This is a genomic window from Microbulbifer jejuensis (assembly GCF_047289955.1).
GTDB lineage: Bacteria > Pseudomonadota > Gammaproteobacteria > Pseudomonadales > Cellvibrionaceae > Microbulbifer.
On the sequence record NZ_JBLBUB010000029.1, the window covers coordinates 37826 to 52560 of the forward strand.

The following is a 14735-nucleotide window of genomic DNA, read 5'->3' on the forward strand; positions in this document are numbered from 1 at the left end:
TAAAAATATAAAAACTGTGAAATTTGTAATGTTAAAAACAAAAAAATAAATACAACAGAGGGTTGTCGGACTAGTGGTTATTTAATAACCAGGGTGCTAGTGGGGATAATATAATGCGAACATTAAAAAAAGAAGATGCGCGAACACTATCATCTGCCGCGAAAGAAGAAAAGCGCAAACAGGCGATTCGTTTACGCGAGGAAGGTTATTCCTACAAAGATATTGCCGATATGGTTGGTGTCCACTTTGAAACTGTAGGAAAATGGTATCGAGCATACAGTGCTCAAGGGTTAGAAGGAATTTCGGCAAAACAACTGGGGCGAAAACCTGGAACGGGTCGCCTGCTTACTGAAGAGCAGGAAATCCAAATAGAAACATTGATTGTTAATAAAACGCCCCAGCAGATGAAACTTGCGTATCCTCTATGGACTAGAAGAGCAGTTCAACAGCTCATCAAGCAAGAATTCAATATTCGAATAGCCATTAGGACGGTTGGGGATCTGTTGGCTCGGCGGGAGTGTACTCCGCAAAAACCACTCAGGCAGGCTGATGAATCAAATCAATACCGAGTAGAAAATGGATTAGTAGAGAAGTATGCAATGATTCAGAGCAAAGCACAGAAAGAAAATGCAGGAATATATTGGGTGAATGGAGTCGGTGCACCCTCAGATTGTCAGACAAAACGGGGATTAGCACTTCAGGCTCTGAAACCGGTAATGCGTTTAAATGCCAAGCACACGTCATAGAATGTGGTATCGACAATTATCAATCAGAGGAAAGTGTACTTTCAAAGTTATAAAGATATGCGAAAATACAGTAACTGATTGAATATAAAAAAATAATTATGAGCTCGATGAGTCAAGCCATTTTGTTCATGGGTATTTAACGCAGGCATTATGTAAGCTCGATGAATAATTGGCTTTCGAGATATAAGGGTTAAACAGGAAAAAAATATTTTCCTGCATATTCATCAGAACTATACCCTAATGTAATTTCCTTTCGAACTTTAAGCTTTGGAAGGGATAGCAGGGTGACATCACGTGACACCTGACAGATAAGAAATATTTTGTACATGTAGGTGTTATAAAGAATATCCAGCTGAGATACCAGTTATTTACAGTTTTAAATAAAAGGCAGCCCAGCACAATACTCAATGCTATATGTCCGCTATGAATGCTTCTGCGCCACCACGAGGATGTATCGCCAAAGCCGGTGACTATGATATCCACTACTTAAGTTATGGTGAAGGGCCTGCCGTTGTTTTTTTGCATGGCAGTGGCCTTGGTGCCAGTGCCTACAGTAACTTCAAACAGAATGTTGCGGTTGTGGTTAGTTCAGGGCATCGTGCCGTATTGATCGATATGATCGGTTTCGGCTATTCAAGTAAGCCTACCGGTCTTGACTACACAACGGAGCTGTTTGTGACCACAGTCAAGGCAGCACTCGATAACATTGGTATTGAGCGGTGTTCTCTGGTTGGTAATTCATTGGGTGGAGGAATTGGGATCCGTTTGGCATTGGACCATCCTGAACTGGTTGAACGGCTCATTATGATGGCACCCGGTGCTATTGAGGAGCAGGAAACCTACTTTACTATGCCCGGTATCGCCAAGATGGTGAGCGTATTTGTTGATGGTGTGGTAGATCGGGATGGGCTGCGGACTGTGCTGGAAAGCCTGGTTTTCGATCCAAAGCACATAACGAATGAATTGCTCGAAGAGCGATTTTGTATTCTAGAAACACAACCTAAAGAGGTGTTATCGAGAATGGCGATTCCATCGATGGGCGAACGGTTGAGTGAATTGCAGTGTCCTGTGTATGGTTTTTGGGGGCAACAGGACCAGATGACGCCAGCCAGTGGCGCCAACAAATTTCTGAATCAAGTGCCCAAATGCGAATTCCTGATATTCTCAAATTGTGGGCACTGGGTTATGGTTGAGTACGCTGAACGTTTTAACCTTGCACTGAGAAACATACTTACAGGAGCCTGATTAATGCCATTAAGCCAATCGGATATTGAACGACTTGGCAGTGAGTTGTATCACGGCATGGTTAATCAAACTACCGTTCGGCCATTAACAGAAAGAATTCCTGATATCACAATCGGTGATGCCTATAATATTTCTCGACACTATTTGGATTTGCGCTTGGCGGGTAATCGAGAAGTTGTGGTAGGCAAGAAAATCGGGGTTACCAGTACTGCCGTGCAATCAATGCTGGGTGTGTATGTCCCCGACTTTGGTTTTTTGACGGATGCGATGCAGTTTTCGGATGGCGATGTGCCAATCGGGCATCTAATTCAGCCAAAAGCTGAGGCAGAGATCGCGTTTAAATTAAAAAAAGCGCTGCGGGGCCCGGGTATCACCATGGGTGATGTGTTGGCTGCCACGGATTCGGTGATGGCTTGTTTCGAAATTGTGGATTCCAGAATCGAGAATTGGAAAATAAAAATACAAGATACTGTTGCCGATAACGCATCCTGCGGCGTATTCGTGGTGAGTAATAAACGCGTCGATGCGACTGGCCTTGATTTGTCTGCTTGTAAAGTCAGGGTGTACAAGAACAGTGAATTCCTAAGCGACGGGGAGGGTTCAGCGGTACAGGGTTCGCCACTGGCATCGGTTGCCTGGTTGGCCAATACATTGGGTGAACTTGGGGTTGGACTTGAAGCCGGTGAGCTGGTGCTTTCGGGTTCGCTAGTGCCATTGGAACCCATTGTTCCGGGTGATGTGATGAGCCTGACTATTCAGGAGATCGGGTCGTTAAATCTGAACTTTATCAAATAGTGAGTGAGAACGATTCGGAAAATACTATGGCAAAAATACAATGCATGATTATCGGCTCAGGCAATATTGGCACTGATTTGATGATTAAAATTCGAGATACTTCGGAAAAGTTAGCCGTCGCTGCAGTCATTGGAGTTGACGCTGAGTCAGAGGGTCTGGCAATGGCGGCCAAGTCTGGCTTTGCGACAAGTTGTAAAGGTATCGAGGGCGCGCAAGAATTTACAGAGTGGGATGATATTCGTATTGTTTTTGATGCGACATCAGCGCGCGCTCACAGGCATCATGATGTGATTTGTCGTGCAGCTGGTAAGCAGATGATTGATCTGACACCCGCGGCCATCGGCCCGTATTGTGTACCTGTGATCAATATGCACGAACACCTGGATAAGCCAAATGTCAATATGGTGACCTGTGGTGGTCAGGCGACAATACCGATCGTTTATGCGGTCACCCGCGTTGCCGATTCTGTGCCTTATGCGGAGATAGTTGCTTCGGTATCCTCGCAATCAGCGGGTCCAGGCACGCGAGCCAATATTGATGAGTTTACACAAACTACGGCGCGGGGCTTGGAAAAAGTCGGCGGTGCTAAATATGGTAAAGCCATTATTGTCCTTAACCCGGCTGAGCCACCGATGATTATGCGTGACACGGTATATACATTGTCATTCAATGCGAAAGAGAAGCAGATTGAAGAATCCATTCATGCCATGCTGGCCGACATTCAAAAATATGTACCTGGCTATCGATTAAAGCAGGATGTGCAGTTTGAGACAGTGGGTATAGATAAACCGTTGGCGATACCCGGGTACGGTAAGGCTATTGGCTTGAAAACAACAGTTTTCCTTGAAATTGAGGGCGCGGGACACTTTTTGCCCAAGTACTCAGGTAATCTGGATATTATGACTTCAGCAGCTTTGGCGACAGGTGAACGCATCGCTGAATTTAAATACGGGGTAGTAGCATGACCGGTAAATTAAGTAATCCCTTTGAGGAAAAGGTTTTTATTCAAGATGTCACTCTGCGTGATGGTATGCATGCGATTCGCCATCAATACGGTATTGAGCAGATTGCGGCGATTGCTAAAGCGCTGGATCAGGCCGGTGTTGATGCTATTGAAATTGCCCACGGAGACGGATTGAATGGTTCCAGCTTTAACTATGGCTTTGGTGCGCATACGGATTGGGAATGGATTGAGGCAACCGCAGATGCAGTAAAAAATGCGATGCTGACTACGTTGATATTGCCGGGTATTGCAACCGTGGATGCATTAAAGCGGGCCTATAAGTTAGGTGTGCGGTCAGTCCGCGTTGCAACCCATTGTACCGAAGCCGATGTTTCCAGGCAGCATATCGAGTGTGCCAGAAATCTGGGTATGGACACGGTTGGTTTTTTGATGATGAGCCATATGAGTGAGCCAAAAGCTTTGGCGCGACAAGCAAAGTTAATGGAAACCTATGGTGCACAGTGTGTCTATGTAACCGATTCAGGCGGTGCGATCGATATGGACGGCTATGCCGAGCGTTTCAAGGCTTATGACGATATCCTTGATCCGGAAACGGAACGGGGTGTGCATGCACACCATAATTTATCGCTGGGTGTCGCTAATTCAATCGTTGCTGTGCAAAACGGTGTTCGGCGGGTTGATGCCTCGCTGGCAGGAATGGGTGCCGGTGCGGGTAATGCGCCACTGGAGGTCTTTATCGCGGCCATTGATCGTATGGGATGGAAACATGGCTGTGATGTTTACCAGTTGATGGACGCTGCTGAAGAATTAGTGCGGCCCTTGCAGGATCGACCGGTACGGGTGGATCGCGAAACTCTGTCACTGGGTTATGCGGGCGTGTATTCGTCATTTTTACGCCACGCAGAAAAAGCGTCAGCAGATTATGGCATTGATGTGCGTACTATTTTAGTTGAACTAGGTCGTCGGGGCATGGTAGGCGGCCAGGAAGATATGATTGTTGATGTTGCACTCGATTTAATCAAACAGCAGAAAAATACACAAACTAATAGCAAAAAGAAGGTGATCGAAAACGCTTTTTCAGCGCTTTAAATTACGCTGCGGACATTTTTATTAAGCCAGTTTGGATGGTTATGTTTGTTCTTTGTCAAAATTAAAAACGAGCTTTTGCCTGTCTCGGCGTCATTATGGCAAGATCACATTAGTAATCGCGCAAAAGGTAAATTTACACACGTAATGAGCAAATTGCGAGAAATGATAAACCGTCAGATTATTTTGGGAGAATATTTTGTCAAGCTCTGTTTCTGCTGGAAAAATATCCGGCCTCGGTTACATTATTCTGCTAGCACAGGATATCAAGGGTTGGCGTATATTTGGCTCAGATGTGCTGGGGCTAATGTTAAATTCGGAAGTCAGCAATGCTGAGAAATTATTCTTTCGAATGGATAACCACCCTTCGCGTTTAATCGTGAAGCAACATGACGCGGACAAATTGGCGGCTGTTGGTTGGGAGTGCTCTGGCAAAGCTTCGTATGAGACCGTGATTGGTGCAATTGAAGCGTCGGGGGCCCAGATTGAACGCGGTAGCGTACAAGCGGCAGCCGAACGAAGTGTGGCAGAATATGCGCATAGTGTTGATCCTGATGGTAACTCATTTGAAGTGTTTCATACCCGAACCGACCTGCGTGAGGACTTTCAATCCCCGCTGGATATTAACGGGTTTGTAACCGGAGATCTGGGTATGGGTCATGCAGTTATTCCCGCGCCGAAAACTGATCAAACAGAGGCATTTTATCAAAACGTATTAGGGTTTGGTGCAAGCGATAATCTTACCTTGCCTTCTCCGGCAGAGGGAATGCCGGATATGAATGTTCGGTTTTTTCATGCCAATAATCCCAGGCATCACAGTCTGGCACTTTTTAACTGGCCTAACCCACTTGGTTTGGTGCATTTACTTCTGGAAGTGTCGAGCGTGGATGAGGTTGGAGCCTGCCTGGATCGGGTACAAGCTGGGGGCTACCCCTTGATGGCAACGCTGGGGCGTCATTGTAATGACAATATGTTGTCTTTCTATGTGATAGCCCCAGGTGGTTTTGCAATTGAATATGGTTGCGACGGTCTGCAGATTGATAATGATACTTATCAAACCACCTTCAGCACCCGGGCGGATATATGGGGACATGATTACATGCCACCCGTTCCAGCCTGATTTATGCGCGTTTGAGAAGCAGACAAAACACTATGAGTAAATTGATTTCCCATACACAGGCAATCAACAACATTGAATCGGGCATGACCATTGGCATTGGTGGCTGGGGGCCGCGTCGAAAGCCAATGGCGCTAATCCGTGAATTGCTGCGCAGGGAAGTGAATGATTTAACAGTGATTTCGTTTGGTGGTGCCGATGTTGGTATGCTGTGTGCTGCAGGTAAGGTTAAAAAACTGGTGTTTGCTTTTGTTTCACTCGATTTTATTCCCTTAGAGCCCTATTTCCGTCAAGCTCGGCAAAAGGCTGAATTTGAGGTAATGGAGATCGACGAAGGTTTAATGGTGCTGGGTTTGCGGGCGGCGGCCATGGGTGTTCCTTTTATTCCAACTGAGGTTGGACTGGGCACAGATGTAATCAGGTATAATAAAAACATTAAACTGATCGACTCCCCTTATGACGACGCCAAAGAATGGGTCGCGATGCCGGCATTGAATCTCGATGTCTCGCTGCTGCATGTTGACCGCGCTGATCAGCGTGGTGTTTGCCAAATTAAAGGCCCCGATCACTACATGGATGATCTATTTGCCCGGGCAGCAAACACAACGATTGTCTCTTGCGATGAATTAGTTGATACCGGATTCTTTCATCAGAACCCAGAAGAAGCACGCTATGTGTTCTGGGAGCGAAGCGCTACCAATTACATTGTGCACAGCGCGTTTGGTGCGCATCCGAGTTCTTGCAATCCACTGTATGGTATCGATGTCAGACTTTTCAAAGAATACGCCGCCAGCGCAAGTCGAGAAGGTGGATGGGAGCAGTATTTTAACGAATATGTATTGATCGATGAAGCTGTTTATCTTGAAAAAGTTGGTGGTGCCGATGCGATTCGATCTTTACCACTGCCAATATATTAGTCTTATCAGGCCTTAGGACACTGTGATGAGAGAAGAAGTATTGTGTAATCCATTAGCAGATCTTCTAATCTGTGCCTGCTCCAGTGTATGGGATAGTGATTCTGAAGTGTTGGCGTCAGGTATCGGTTTAATTCAGCGCTTGGCTGCGTCGCTGGCAATGATAAAAAATCCAAATCTGATGATGACCGATTCTGAAGCCTTTATAGTTTCAGAGCCGGTGCCCGTTGGTCGGCGCAATGGCTATGAGCCCAAGCGAGAAACATGGATGGGTTTCTCAAGAATATTTGATAACGTCTGGAGTGGTAAACGACACGCTTTGGTCGGCCCCAGCCAGATAGATCAGTTTGGGCAAGCGAATATCTCGGCAATCGGAGACTATGAGCAACCGAAAGTGCAGATGCTGGGTATGCGTGGATTTCCAGGAAATTCTATCAGTCATGCCAATTCTTTTTTTGTACCATTACACAGCAAGCGTGTTTTTGTTAAAGGTGAAGTCGATACCGTCTGTTCGATTGGGTATAACCCCGCCCGATTGCCTAAAGGGTACTGTCTGAATGATATTGATATTCGTCGAATTGTAACAGATTTGTGTGTGATGGATTTTGAGCCTGAGTGCAAGAAAATGCGAATTGTAAGTTTGCATCCTGGTGTGACGATTGACGAGGTTCAAGACAATACGGGTTTTGATCTGATTAAACCTGAAGGTTTGAGGCAAACCCCTGAACCTGCATTAGAGCAATTGACATCCATCAGTATATTAGATCCGGATAACCTGCGTATAAACGCTGTTAAAGCGAGGTAGGTACTGTGAGTGATATGACCAAAATTAAGATAAGTGCGAATGAAACGGTGGGCCGTGTCACGACAGACATTTTCTATGAGGAAGAGCATCCTGTTCTGTATAAAGTTGACGGCCCCATCGCCTATCTTACTCTGAATCGAGTGAAATACCACAATAGCCAAAACTCGCAGATGCTTTATGCACTTGACGATAGTTTTTATAAAGCCTGTGATGACGACCATGTAAAAGTAATTGTTCTGCGTGCTAATGGCAAGCACTTTTCGGCGGGTCATGATATTGGTTCGCCGGGCCGGGATTTTGATCAAGGACGTAATGATCGACGTTCAATGAACTACAATCATGACAACAAGCCAGGTGCAGAAAAAGCCTACATCCGAGAGGCAGAAGTTTACCTGGAATTTTGTCGTCGCTGGCGCGGCGTGCCGAAACCCACTATCGCACAGGTGCATAAAGGTTGTATTGCAGGTGGGCTAATGTTGGCCTGGGTATGCGACCTGATCATTGCATCGGATGATGCTTTTTTTCAAGATCCCGTTGTTCAAATGGGTTTTCCAGGCGTGGAGTATTTTGCGCATCCATTCGAACTGAATGTGCGACTGGCTAAAGAGTTTCTGTTATTAGGAGAACAGTGGAGTGCCGAACGTGTTCTTGCCGCTGGAATGATCAATAAAGTAGTTCCGCGTCAGCAGCTTGAAGCCACGGTTAAAAGCTGGGGTGAGAAAATCGCTACGCAACCGCGTCTGGCGTTGTCTCTCAGTAAAAAAGCCTGCAACCACATTGAAGAGCTGCAGGGCAAACGGACCGGGATTGACGCTGTTTACGCTATGCATCATTTTGCACATGCCAACAACACGCTTGTAAAAGGGGATTACATTGCCGGTTTTGACAGCAAGAAGATGGCACAATCGAATAAGGTTGCAAACAGGGAGCGCGAGGAATAAATGCATCCAGTACTTTCAACTTCGCTCACCCAGGCGCTTGGCTGTGATTACCCTGTCATTCAAACGGCGATGGGGTGGGTAGCGACCAGTCAACTGGTTATCGCGAGTGTTGAGGCCGGCGTGTTCGGCTTTCTTGCCGCTGCGGTTATGGACCCTGCTGAGTGCGAAGCTGAGATCCAAAAAATCAAGTCGGCCACATCTAAACCCTTTGGTGTGAATATCCATGGGTTTCAACCAGGCGTTGAGCGTATTGTGGATATGTGCATTGATCATGAGATTACTGCATTGTCTTATGGGCGTGGGCCAAACCCCAAAATTGTTAGTAAAGTTAAAAATGCGGGCTTGAAATGTGTTCCAACTATTGGTGCTGGCAAGCACGCTTCCAGGGCTGTGAATATGGGTGCGGATATTGTTGTTTGCCAAGGGCAAGAGGGTGGCGGACATACGGGTGCAACACCAACCTGGTTATTGCTGACAGATGTTCTAGATCAGAACCTTGGCGTGCCAATTGTAGCATGCGGTGGGTTTAAGGATGGTCGCGGACTTGCAGCCGCTCTGGCTTTTGGCGCTGATGGGGTTGCCATGGGAACACGTTTTATGATGAGTGCTGATAGTCCAACGCCAGATGCGACTAAAGCGGAATACATTAAATCTGATGTGTCGAACATTCCTGTTTCCACTAAACTGGACGGTCTTCGACAACGAATGATTCTCAACCACACATTAGATGAGCTGGAAAAATCATCGAGGTTCGGCATGCTGGTACGGGCTCTAAAAAATTCTTGGAAATTCAAGTCGCAGACTGACATGTCAATAATCCAGACTCTTAAAACAGCTTGGGATATGGCAAGTAAAACCGACTTGACAATAGGCCAAACCTTGATGGCGGCTAATGCGCCTATGATCATTCAAAGGGCAATGGTTGAGGGCAAACCAGAAGAGGGAGTGCTGCCCAGTGGCCAGATTGCTGGCCTTATCTACGACCTGCCGGATTGTGCTGAAATAGTGTCAAAAATTATAGCTGAGACTGAAACTAATTTAATGCGGTTCTCACGTACGGAGGTTTAATGCCTATTAAAACAGAAGTCATTAATGGTATTGCCGAAGTGATTTTTGATCACCCGCCAGTCAATGCCTTTGACAGTTCCTTGTGGAATACCATTCCAGAAATAATTACAGCACTGGGAAAGCGGCAGGATGTTAAAGTCTTGCTTATTCGTGCCGAAGGCAAGGGCTTCTGTGCGGGTGTCGATATTAAGGAACTCGCGGAGAATTCATCTGCTATTGTAGAAGTTAATAAAGGTAATTTCGAAACCTTTAAGGCAATTCATCACTGCGAAGTACCGATTATATGCGCACCCCATGGATTTGTTATTGGTGGTGGTATTGGTATGTGTGGGGCTGCAGATATCATTATTGCCTCTGATGATTGTTTCTTTTCCCTGCCAGAAATAGATAGAGGTGCTATGGGTGGGGCTGCACATTTACAGCGTATATTGCCACTGCCTAAGGTCCGATCCGCCTTTTTTACCGGCGGCAAAATTTCAGCTACAGAAGCTTATCGTTTGGGTGGTATTGAAATGCTGGTTTCACGTGAAATCCTTGTCAGGGAGGCCCGTGCCTATGCAGAAGTCATCACCAGTAAATCCAGAGATGCCTTGCGGATTGCCAAGCAAGCGTTGAATGGTATTGAACCCTTTGACGTCGATGCGTGTTATCGTTGGGAGCAGGGTTTTACCTTAGAAATGTATATGCACAAAGATAGCCAAAGAGCACGAGATATTTTTGTCAAAAATGGCAAGTCGGCTGATTTTAAAAAGCTTAAAGCGGATCTTGGGCATGAATATTAATTATACGCCTCATCAGAAAAATTTCCGTGCCGAGGTGCGAGAATGGTTGGCAGATCATGTGCCCGGAGAACGCTTGCCAAGCTTTGATACAAAAGAGGGTTTTGAACGGCATAGAGAATGGGAAGCCACGCTGGCGTCCGGAAACTGGAGTAATGTTAATTGGCCCCTTGAGTATGGTGGTCGAGGTCTTGATCTTATTTCGTGGCTAATTTTCGAAGAAGAATATTATCGTGTGGATGCGCCGTTGCGTGTGAGTCAAAATGGTATCTTCCTGCTTGCACCAACCATTATGGAATATGGCTGTAATGAACAAAAAGCACGTTTTCTCCCACCCATGGCATCGGGAAAAGAAATTTGGGCGCAAGCCTGGTCTGAGCCGGGCGCGGGTTCTGACATGGCTGCCATCACAACCAAGGCTATTCGCGAAGGCGATCATTACCTGATAAGCGGCCAGAAAATCTGGGCTTCGCGCGCAGTGTTTGCCGACTGGTGCTTTGGTTTGTTTAGAACCGAAGAAGGCAGTGAGCGACACAAAGGGTTATCTATGATCCTCGTACCACTCGACAGCCCTGGTTTGATCCGCCGCCCAATTGCACAATTGGATGGTGATACAGGGTTTGCCGAATTATTTTTTGATAAGGTGCGTGTGCCCGTTGAAAATCTGCTTGGTCCGGAGCATGGTGGCTGGAGCGTTGCGATGGTGACAGCAGGTTTTGAGCGTGGTTTATTATTGCGCTCTCCCGCGCGTTTTCAAGCAGCTTCAGCACGGTTGGTAAAGTTATATAAACAACATAAAGATCGTCTTTCTTCGGGGGTTGGAGAACAGGTTATACAGGCGTGGATGAATACGGAACGATTTTGTGCTGCAACCTACCAGCTTGTTTCGCGGGTGCAGGCGGGTGCATTAATATCATCCGAAGCCAGTGCCAATAAGCTTTTTTGGTCAGAAATGGATCGACACCTGCATCGAACTGCCATGAGTATTATGGGCGCGCAAGCCGAACTGGAGCATGGCCTGGATGCGATAGATAATGGTCGTTGGCTCGGCGGATATATATTTTCTCTTGCCGGTCCGATTTACGCAGGGACTAATGAAATTCAGCGCAATATTTTAGCCGAGCGTGTACTCGGGTTGCCGAGAGTGGGAGTTTAAGAATAGCGATGGATTTTCGTTACACACAGAATCAACAAGATCTCATTGAAGCAACCAAAAAGGTGCTAGAAGGTAAAAATACCTTGCAGCGCTTGCGAGACCTTGTAGGCGAAAGGAGAGCGGAAAACACTATCAAACAAACGAAGGACAACGGTGCCTCTGATATCTGGAACCAATTCGCTGATCTCGGGTTGTTTGGCATAATGGCCAACGAGACGGACGGTGGTTTGGAGCAGCCTCTTGTAGTTATGGCAGGGGTGGCCGAGGCCGCAGGCTATGTAGCTTTGCCAGAGCCTTTGGTCGAACTGGCTGGAATAGTGGTCCCGTTATTATCTCAAATGAATAACTTGGAGCATCTGATCCAAGTGCTTGAAGGCCGTTTATCGGTAGGTATTATCACACCATTGCTACCCATAAATAATGCCACTGCCTACCATGATATGTTTATTGTTACCTCTAAATTCGGTGGTGAACTGATATTAAAAGAAGATCTGAATTTAGAATCCAGACACTCGATTGACCCATTGCGAACCCTTGCCAAAACCGATAAACCAAGCTCTTTAAATACCCTTGCTGACTATCACGGAGCGGTACTCAGTGCAGCTCAATTGCTTGGTTTGGCCCAGCGCATGATTGACATGTCGTCTGAGTACGCTAAAAACAGATATCAATTTGGGCAGCCTATTGGGGCGTTTCAAGCCATAAAACATCAGCTTGCCACAGCGTATATGCAGATTGAATTTACCCGACCAATCATTCAGCTAGCAGCTCTTCAAGGAGGAGTGGTGGTTCATAATGCCAAGCTTGCTGCGATAGATGCAGCCATGCTAGCGGCTGAAACGGCCATTCAGGTACATGGTGGCATGGGTTACACCTATGAAGTAGATTTACACCTTTTTATGAAACGTACCTGGGCGCTATGTGGTGAATGGGGTGACCGAAGTTATCATATGAAAAAATTGGAAGACTACTTGCTGAATGGTGAGCTGGAGATTGGTACGATGCGAACGTTTATTTAGGGAAATAAAAAATGGCAGAAGCGTATATCGTTGATGCAATTCGAACACCAACGGGACGCCGTAAAGGTGGCTTAGCCGAGGTACATGGCGCTGATCTGGGTGCCCATGTTTTAAAAGGTCTGGTAGAACGCAATAGTATACCAGATGTTGAGTATGATGATATTATTTTTGGATGTGTCGATACAGTTGGCCCACTGGCAGGTAATATTGCTCGAACCTGTTGGTTGGCAGCGGGGCTGAGTGATCAGGTTCCTGGCGTCACCATAGACCGTCAATGTGGTTCTTCTCAACAAGCTGTACATTTCGCGGCTCAGGCTATTATGGCGGGAATTCAAGATGTGGTTGTAGCTGGTGGCGTACAGACCATGACGCAGATCCCGATTAGTTCAGCTATGATCCTTGCCGCTCCGCTAGGTTTTACTGATCCTTATAGTGGTTCTACTGGTTGGGTTGAGCGCTATGGTAGGAATCCGCCTACGCAATTCAAAGCAGCACAGATGATTGCTGATCAGTGGGGCTTTTCTCGTGTCGATCTGGAAGTCTATGCGCTGGAATCCCATAGACGAGCTTTGAGTGCCATCGAGGAGGGACGATTCGATAGGGAGATATTGTCATTGAACGGTCTGAGCCAGGATGAAACCCCGCGCCGAACCAGTTTAGAAAAGATGGCAGAACTCGATTATCTGTTTAGCTGTGATAAGGTGACGGCTGCGGTATCCAGTCAGACCTGCGATGGTTCGAGTGCAGTATTAATGGTGTCAGAAGCAGCGTTAAAGAACTATGAATTGACACCACGCGCTAGAATTCATCATATGAGTGTTCGTGGTGATGATCCAATTTTTATGCTGACAGCTCCAATTTCAGCGACTAAATATGCGTTAAAAAAATCCAGGTTATCCCTAGAGGATATTGATCTGATAGAAATTAACGAAGCTTTTGCTTCAGTTGTAATGGCATGGTTGAAAGAAATTCAGTATCCTCATGAAAAAACAAATGTTAATGGCGGTGCCATAGCTTTGGGTCACCCATTGGGGGCAACGGGTACTAAGTTGATGACTACGCTATTATATGAACTTGAACGTACAGGCGGTCGCTATGGGTTGCAAACCATGTGTGAAGGTGGCGGCCTCGCCAATGTCACCATCATTGAGAGAATGTGATGGAGCAAACCGAACTCAACAAACTGATTAGTTAAAAATCATGAGCAATCTCTGTAAAAACCGAACTGTGATTATTACTGGTGCCGGTGGAGGCCTGGGGCGTGCACATGCTTTGGCATTTAGTGCTGAAGGAGCCAGGGTAATAGTCAATGACATTAATGAAATGGCCGCTCAGACGGTAGTGGAGCAAATTTGTGACAATGGTGGTACAGCCAAGGCTAGTAACTTTGATATCACTAATTACCAGGCTTGCACTGATGCAATACAGGATGCTGTTGTCACTTATGGCGGTCTTCATATCGTGGTTAACAATGCCGGTATTAATCGCGACCGTATGTTTGCGTCCATGACGGAAGACGATTGGGATGCAGTAATCGCCGTACATCTTAAAGGACATTTTTGCTTAAGTTCAAATGCAGTGCGTTATTGGCGTTCTCAATCAAAAGCAGGTCGTACAGTCTCCGGGCGTATAATCAATACCACTTCCGGTGCGGGTTTGCAGGGCTCAGTCGGGCAATCAAATTATGCAGCAGCAAAAGCTGGAATTGTTGCATTAACATTAAATCAGGCAGCTGAACTTGCGCGTTATGACGTCACCGCAAATGCCATCACACCCGCAGCCCGTACGGGTATGACAAAAGCAGTTGCGGTCATGGCCGAGCGCATGAAGAAACCAGATGACAATAGATTTGATTATTGGTCAGCGGATAATGTATCACCGCTATTGGTTTGGCTTGGTTCGGAGTATTCCGCACATATTACCGGCAAGGTATTTGAGGCTGAAGGGGGCAAGATTTCCATTGCTGATGGTTGGCGCAGTACCGAAGGCGTTGACAAGGGCGATCGTTGGCAGCCAGGTGAAATTGCCAATGTAATGGATCAATTACTGGCAAAAGAAAACCCCGCCCAACCCGTTTACGGCACTGAATGGCCTTAGCAA

15 protein-coding genes are annotated in these 14735 nt (G+C 46.4%); all 15 read left to right on the forward strand.

The window, feature by feature from the left end; translation table 11 throughout:
• The first annotated feature begins 113 nt into the window (after window positions 1-113).
• The 15 genes from ACL7TT_RS16890 to ACL7TT_RS16960 all read left to right on the forward strand — a co-directional run bounded on the left by ACL7TT_RS16890 (window position 114) and on the right by ACL7TT_RS16960 (window position 14732).
• Entirely contained in the window at window positions 114-746 is a 633-nt protein-coding gene (locus tag ACL7TT_RS16890; protein WP_413397148.1) for a helix-turn-helix domain-containing protein, read from the forward strand.
• A 414-nt stretch (window positions 747-1160) separates the two neighbouring features.
• The gene (locus ACL7TT_RS16895) at window positions 1161-1991 is read left to right on the forward strand and encodes an alpha/beta fold hydrolase (RefSeq protein WP_413397150.1); all 831 of its coding nucleotides are present in this window, start codon (window positions 1161-1163) and stop codon (window positions 1989-1991) included.
• A gap of 3 nt (window positions 1992-1994) precedes the next feature.
• Window positions 1995-2786 carry a fumarylacetoacetate hydrolase family protein gene (locus ACL7TT_RS16900; protein WP_413397152.1) on the forward strand — a complete coding sequence of 264 codons (792 nt, stop codon included), beginning with the start codon at window positions 1995-1997 and terminating at the stop codon, window positions 2784-2786.
• Window positions 2787-2812: 26 nt separating this feature from the next.
• A complete protein-coding gene (locus ACL7TT_RS16905) occupies window positions 2813-3751 on the forward strand; it encodes an acetaldehyde dehydrogenase (acetylating) (protein WP_413397154.1) in 939 nt (312 codons plus the stop codon).
• Window positions 3748-4839, forward strand: coding sequence for a 4-hydroxy-2-oxovalerate aldolase (gene dmpG, locus ACL7TT_RS16910; RefSeq protein ID WP_413397156.1), 1092 nt, complete (start codon window positions 3748-3750; stop codon window positions 4837-4839). Before ACL7TT_RS16905 ends, dmpG begins: the two co-directional genes overlap by 4 nt.
• Window positions 4840-5035: 196 nt before the next feature.
• The gene (locus ACL7TT_RS16915) at window positions 5036-5956 is read left to right on the forward strand and encodes a VOC family protein (RefSeq protein ID WP_299943993.1); all 921 of its coding nucleotides are present in this window, start codon (window positions 5036-5038) and stop codon (window positions 5954-5956) included.
• 32 nt (window positions 5957-5988) lie between these two features.
• Complete coding sequence (locus ACL7TT_RS16920; RefSeq protein WP_299943996.1) at window positions 5989-6870, forward strand: CoA transferase subunit A; 882 nt, start codon at window positions 5989-5991, stop codon at window positions 6868-6870.
• Window positions 6871-6895: 25 nt separating this feature from the next.
• Window positions 6896-7672 (forward strand): CoA-transferase subunit beta, encoded by a 777-nt coding sequence (locus ACL7TT_RS16925; protein WP_299943999.1) that lies wholly within the window; start codon window positions 6896-6898, stop codon window positions 7670-7672.
• 14 nt (window positions 7673-7686) lie between these two features.
• The gene (locus tag ACL7TT_RS16930) at window positions 7687-8613 is read left to right on the forward strand and encodes an enoyl-CoA hydratase (protein WP_413397183.1); all 927 of its coding nucleotides are present in this window, start codon (window positions 7687-7689) and stop codon (window positions 8611-8613) included.
• Entirely contained in the window at window positions 8614-9681 is a 1068-nt protein-coding gene (locus ACL7TT_RS16935; RefSeq protein WP_413397159.1) for an NAD(P)H-dependent flavin oxidoreductase, read from the forward strand.
• Window positions 9681-10463, forward strand: coding sequence for an enoyl-CoA hydratase family protein (locus tag ACL7TT_RS16940; RefSeq protein ID WP_299944005.1), 783 nt, complete (start codon window positions 9681-9683; stop codon window positions 10461-10463). Before ACL7TT_RS16935 ends, ACL7TT_RS16940 begins: the two co-directional genes overlap by 1 nt.
• Window positions 10453-11616 carry an acyl-CoA dehydrogenase family protein gene (locus ACL7TT_RS16945; RefSeq protein WP_299944008.1) on the forward strand — a complete coding sequence of 388 codons (1164 nt, stop codon included), beginning with the start codon at window positions 10453-10455 and terminating at the stop codon, window positions 11614-11616. The genes ACL7TT_RS16940 and ACL7TT_RS16945 overlap by 11 nt, the downstream gene beginning before the upstream one ends.
• An 8-nt stretch (window positions 11617-11624) precedes the next feature.
• Entirely contained in the window at window positions 11625-12635 is a 1011-nt protein-coding gene (locus ACL7TT_RS16950; protein ID WP_299944011.1) for an acyl-CoA dehydrogenase, read from the forward strand.
• Between the two features lie 11 nt (window positions 12636-12646).
• Window positions 12647-13795: an acetyl-CoA C-acetyltransferase gene (locus ACL7TT_RS16955; protein WP_413397162.1), complete on the forward strand. Its 1149-nt coding sequence runs from the start codon at window positions 12647-12649 to the stop codon at window positions 13793-13795.
• Between the two features lie 40 nt (window positions 13796-13835).
• Window positions 13836-14732, forward strand: coding sequence for an SDR family oxidoreductase (locus tag ACL7TT_RS16960; RefSeq protein ID WP_299944017.1), 897 nt, complete (start codon window positions 13836-13838; stop codon window positions 14730-14732).
• Window positions 14733-14735: the final 3 nt, after the last annotated feature.

What these genes read in the sequence shown, in the direction of transcription:
- ACL7TT_RS16935 (WP_413397159.1), top strand. Translation starts at nt 8,614, where the DNA reads ATGCATCCAGTACTTTCAACTTCGCTCACCCAGGCGCTTGGCTGTGAT.
- ACL7TT_RS16960 (WP_299944017.1), top strand. Translation starts at nt 13,836, where the DNA reads ATGAGCAATCTCTGTAAAAACCGAACTGTGATTATTACTGGTGCCGGT.
- ACL7TT_RS16900 (WP_413397152.1), top strand. Translation starts at nt 1,995, where the DNA reads ATGCCATTAAGCCAATCGGATATTGAACGACTTGGCAGTGAGTTGTAT.
- ACL7TT_RS16895 (WP_413397150.1), top strand. Translation starts at nt 1,161, where the DNA reads ATGTCCGCTATGAATGCTTCTGCGCCACCACGAGGATGTATCGCCAAA.
- ACL7TT_RS16930 (WP_413397183.1), top strand. Translation starts at nt 7,687, where the DNA reads ATGACCAAAATTAAGATAAGTGCGAATGAAACGGTGGGCCGTGTCACG.
- ACL7TT_RS16925 (WP_299943999.1), top strand. Translation starts at nt 6,896, where the DNA reads ATGAGAGAAGAAGTATTGTGTAATCCATTAGCAGATCTTCTAATCTGT.
- ACL7TT_RS16920 (WP_299943996.1), top strand. Translation starts at nt 5,989, where the DNA reads ATGAGTAAATTGATTTCCCATACACAGGCAATCAACAACATTGAATCG.
- ACL7TT_RS16950 (WP_299944011.1), top strand. Translation starts at nt 11,625, where the DNA reads ATGGATTTTCGTTACACACAGAATCAACAAGATCTCATTGAAGCAACC.
- ACL7TT_RS16905 (WP_413397154.1), top strand. Translation starts at nt 2,813, where the DNA reads ATGGCAAAAATACAATGCATGATTATCGGCTCAGGCAATATTGGCACT.
- dmpG (WP_413397156.1), top strand. Translation starts at nt 3,748, where the DNA reads ATGACCGGTAAATTAAGTAATCCCTTTGAGGAAAAGGTTTTTATTCAA.
- ACL7TT_RS16945 (WP_299944008.1), top strand. Translation starts at nt 10,453, where the DNA reads ATGAATATTAATTATACGCCTCATCAGAAAAATTTCCGTGCCGAGGTG.
- ACL7TT_RS16890 (WP_413397148.1), top strand. Translation starts at nt 114, where the DNA reads ATGCGAACATTAAAAAAAGAAGATGCGCGAACACTATCATCTGCCGCG.
- ACL7TT_RS16940 (WP_299944005.1), top strand. Translation starts at nt 9,681, where the DNA reads ATGCCTATTAAAACAGAAGTCATTAATGGTATTGCCGAAGTGATTTTT.
- ACL7TT_RS16955 (WP_413397162.1), top strand. Translation starts at nt 12,647, where the DNA reads ATGGCAGAAGCGTATATCGTTGATGCAATTCGAACACCAACGGGACGC.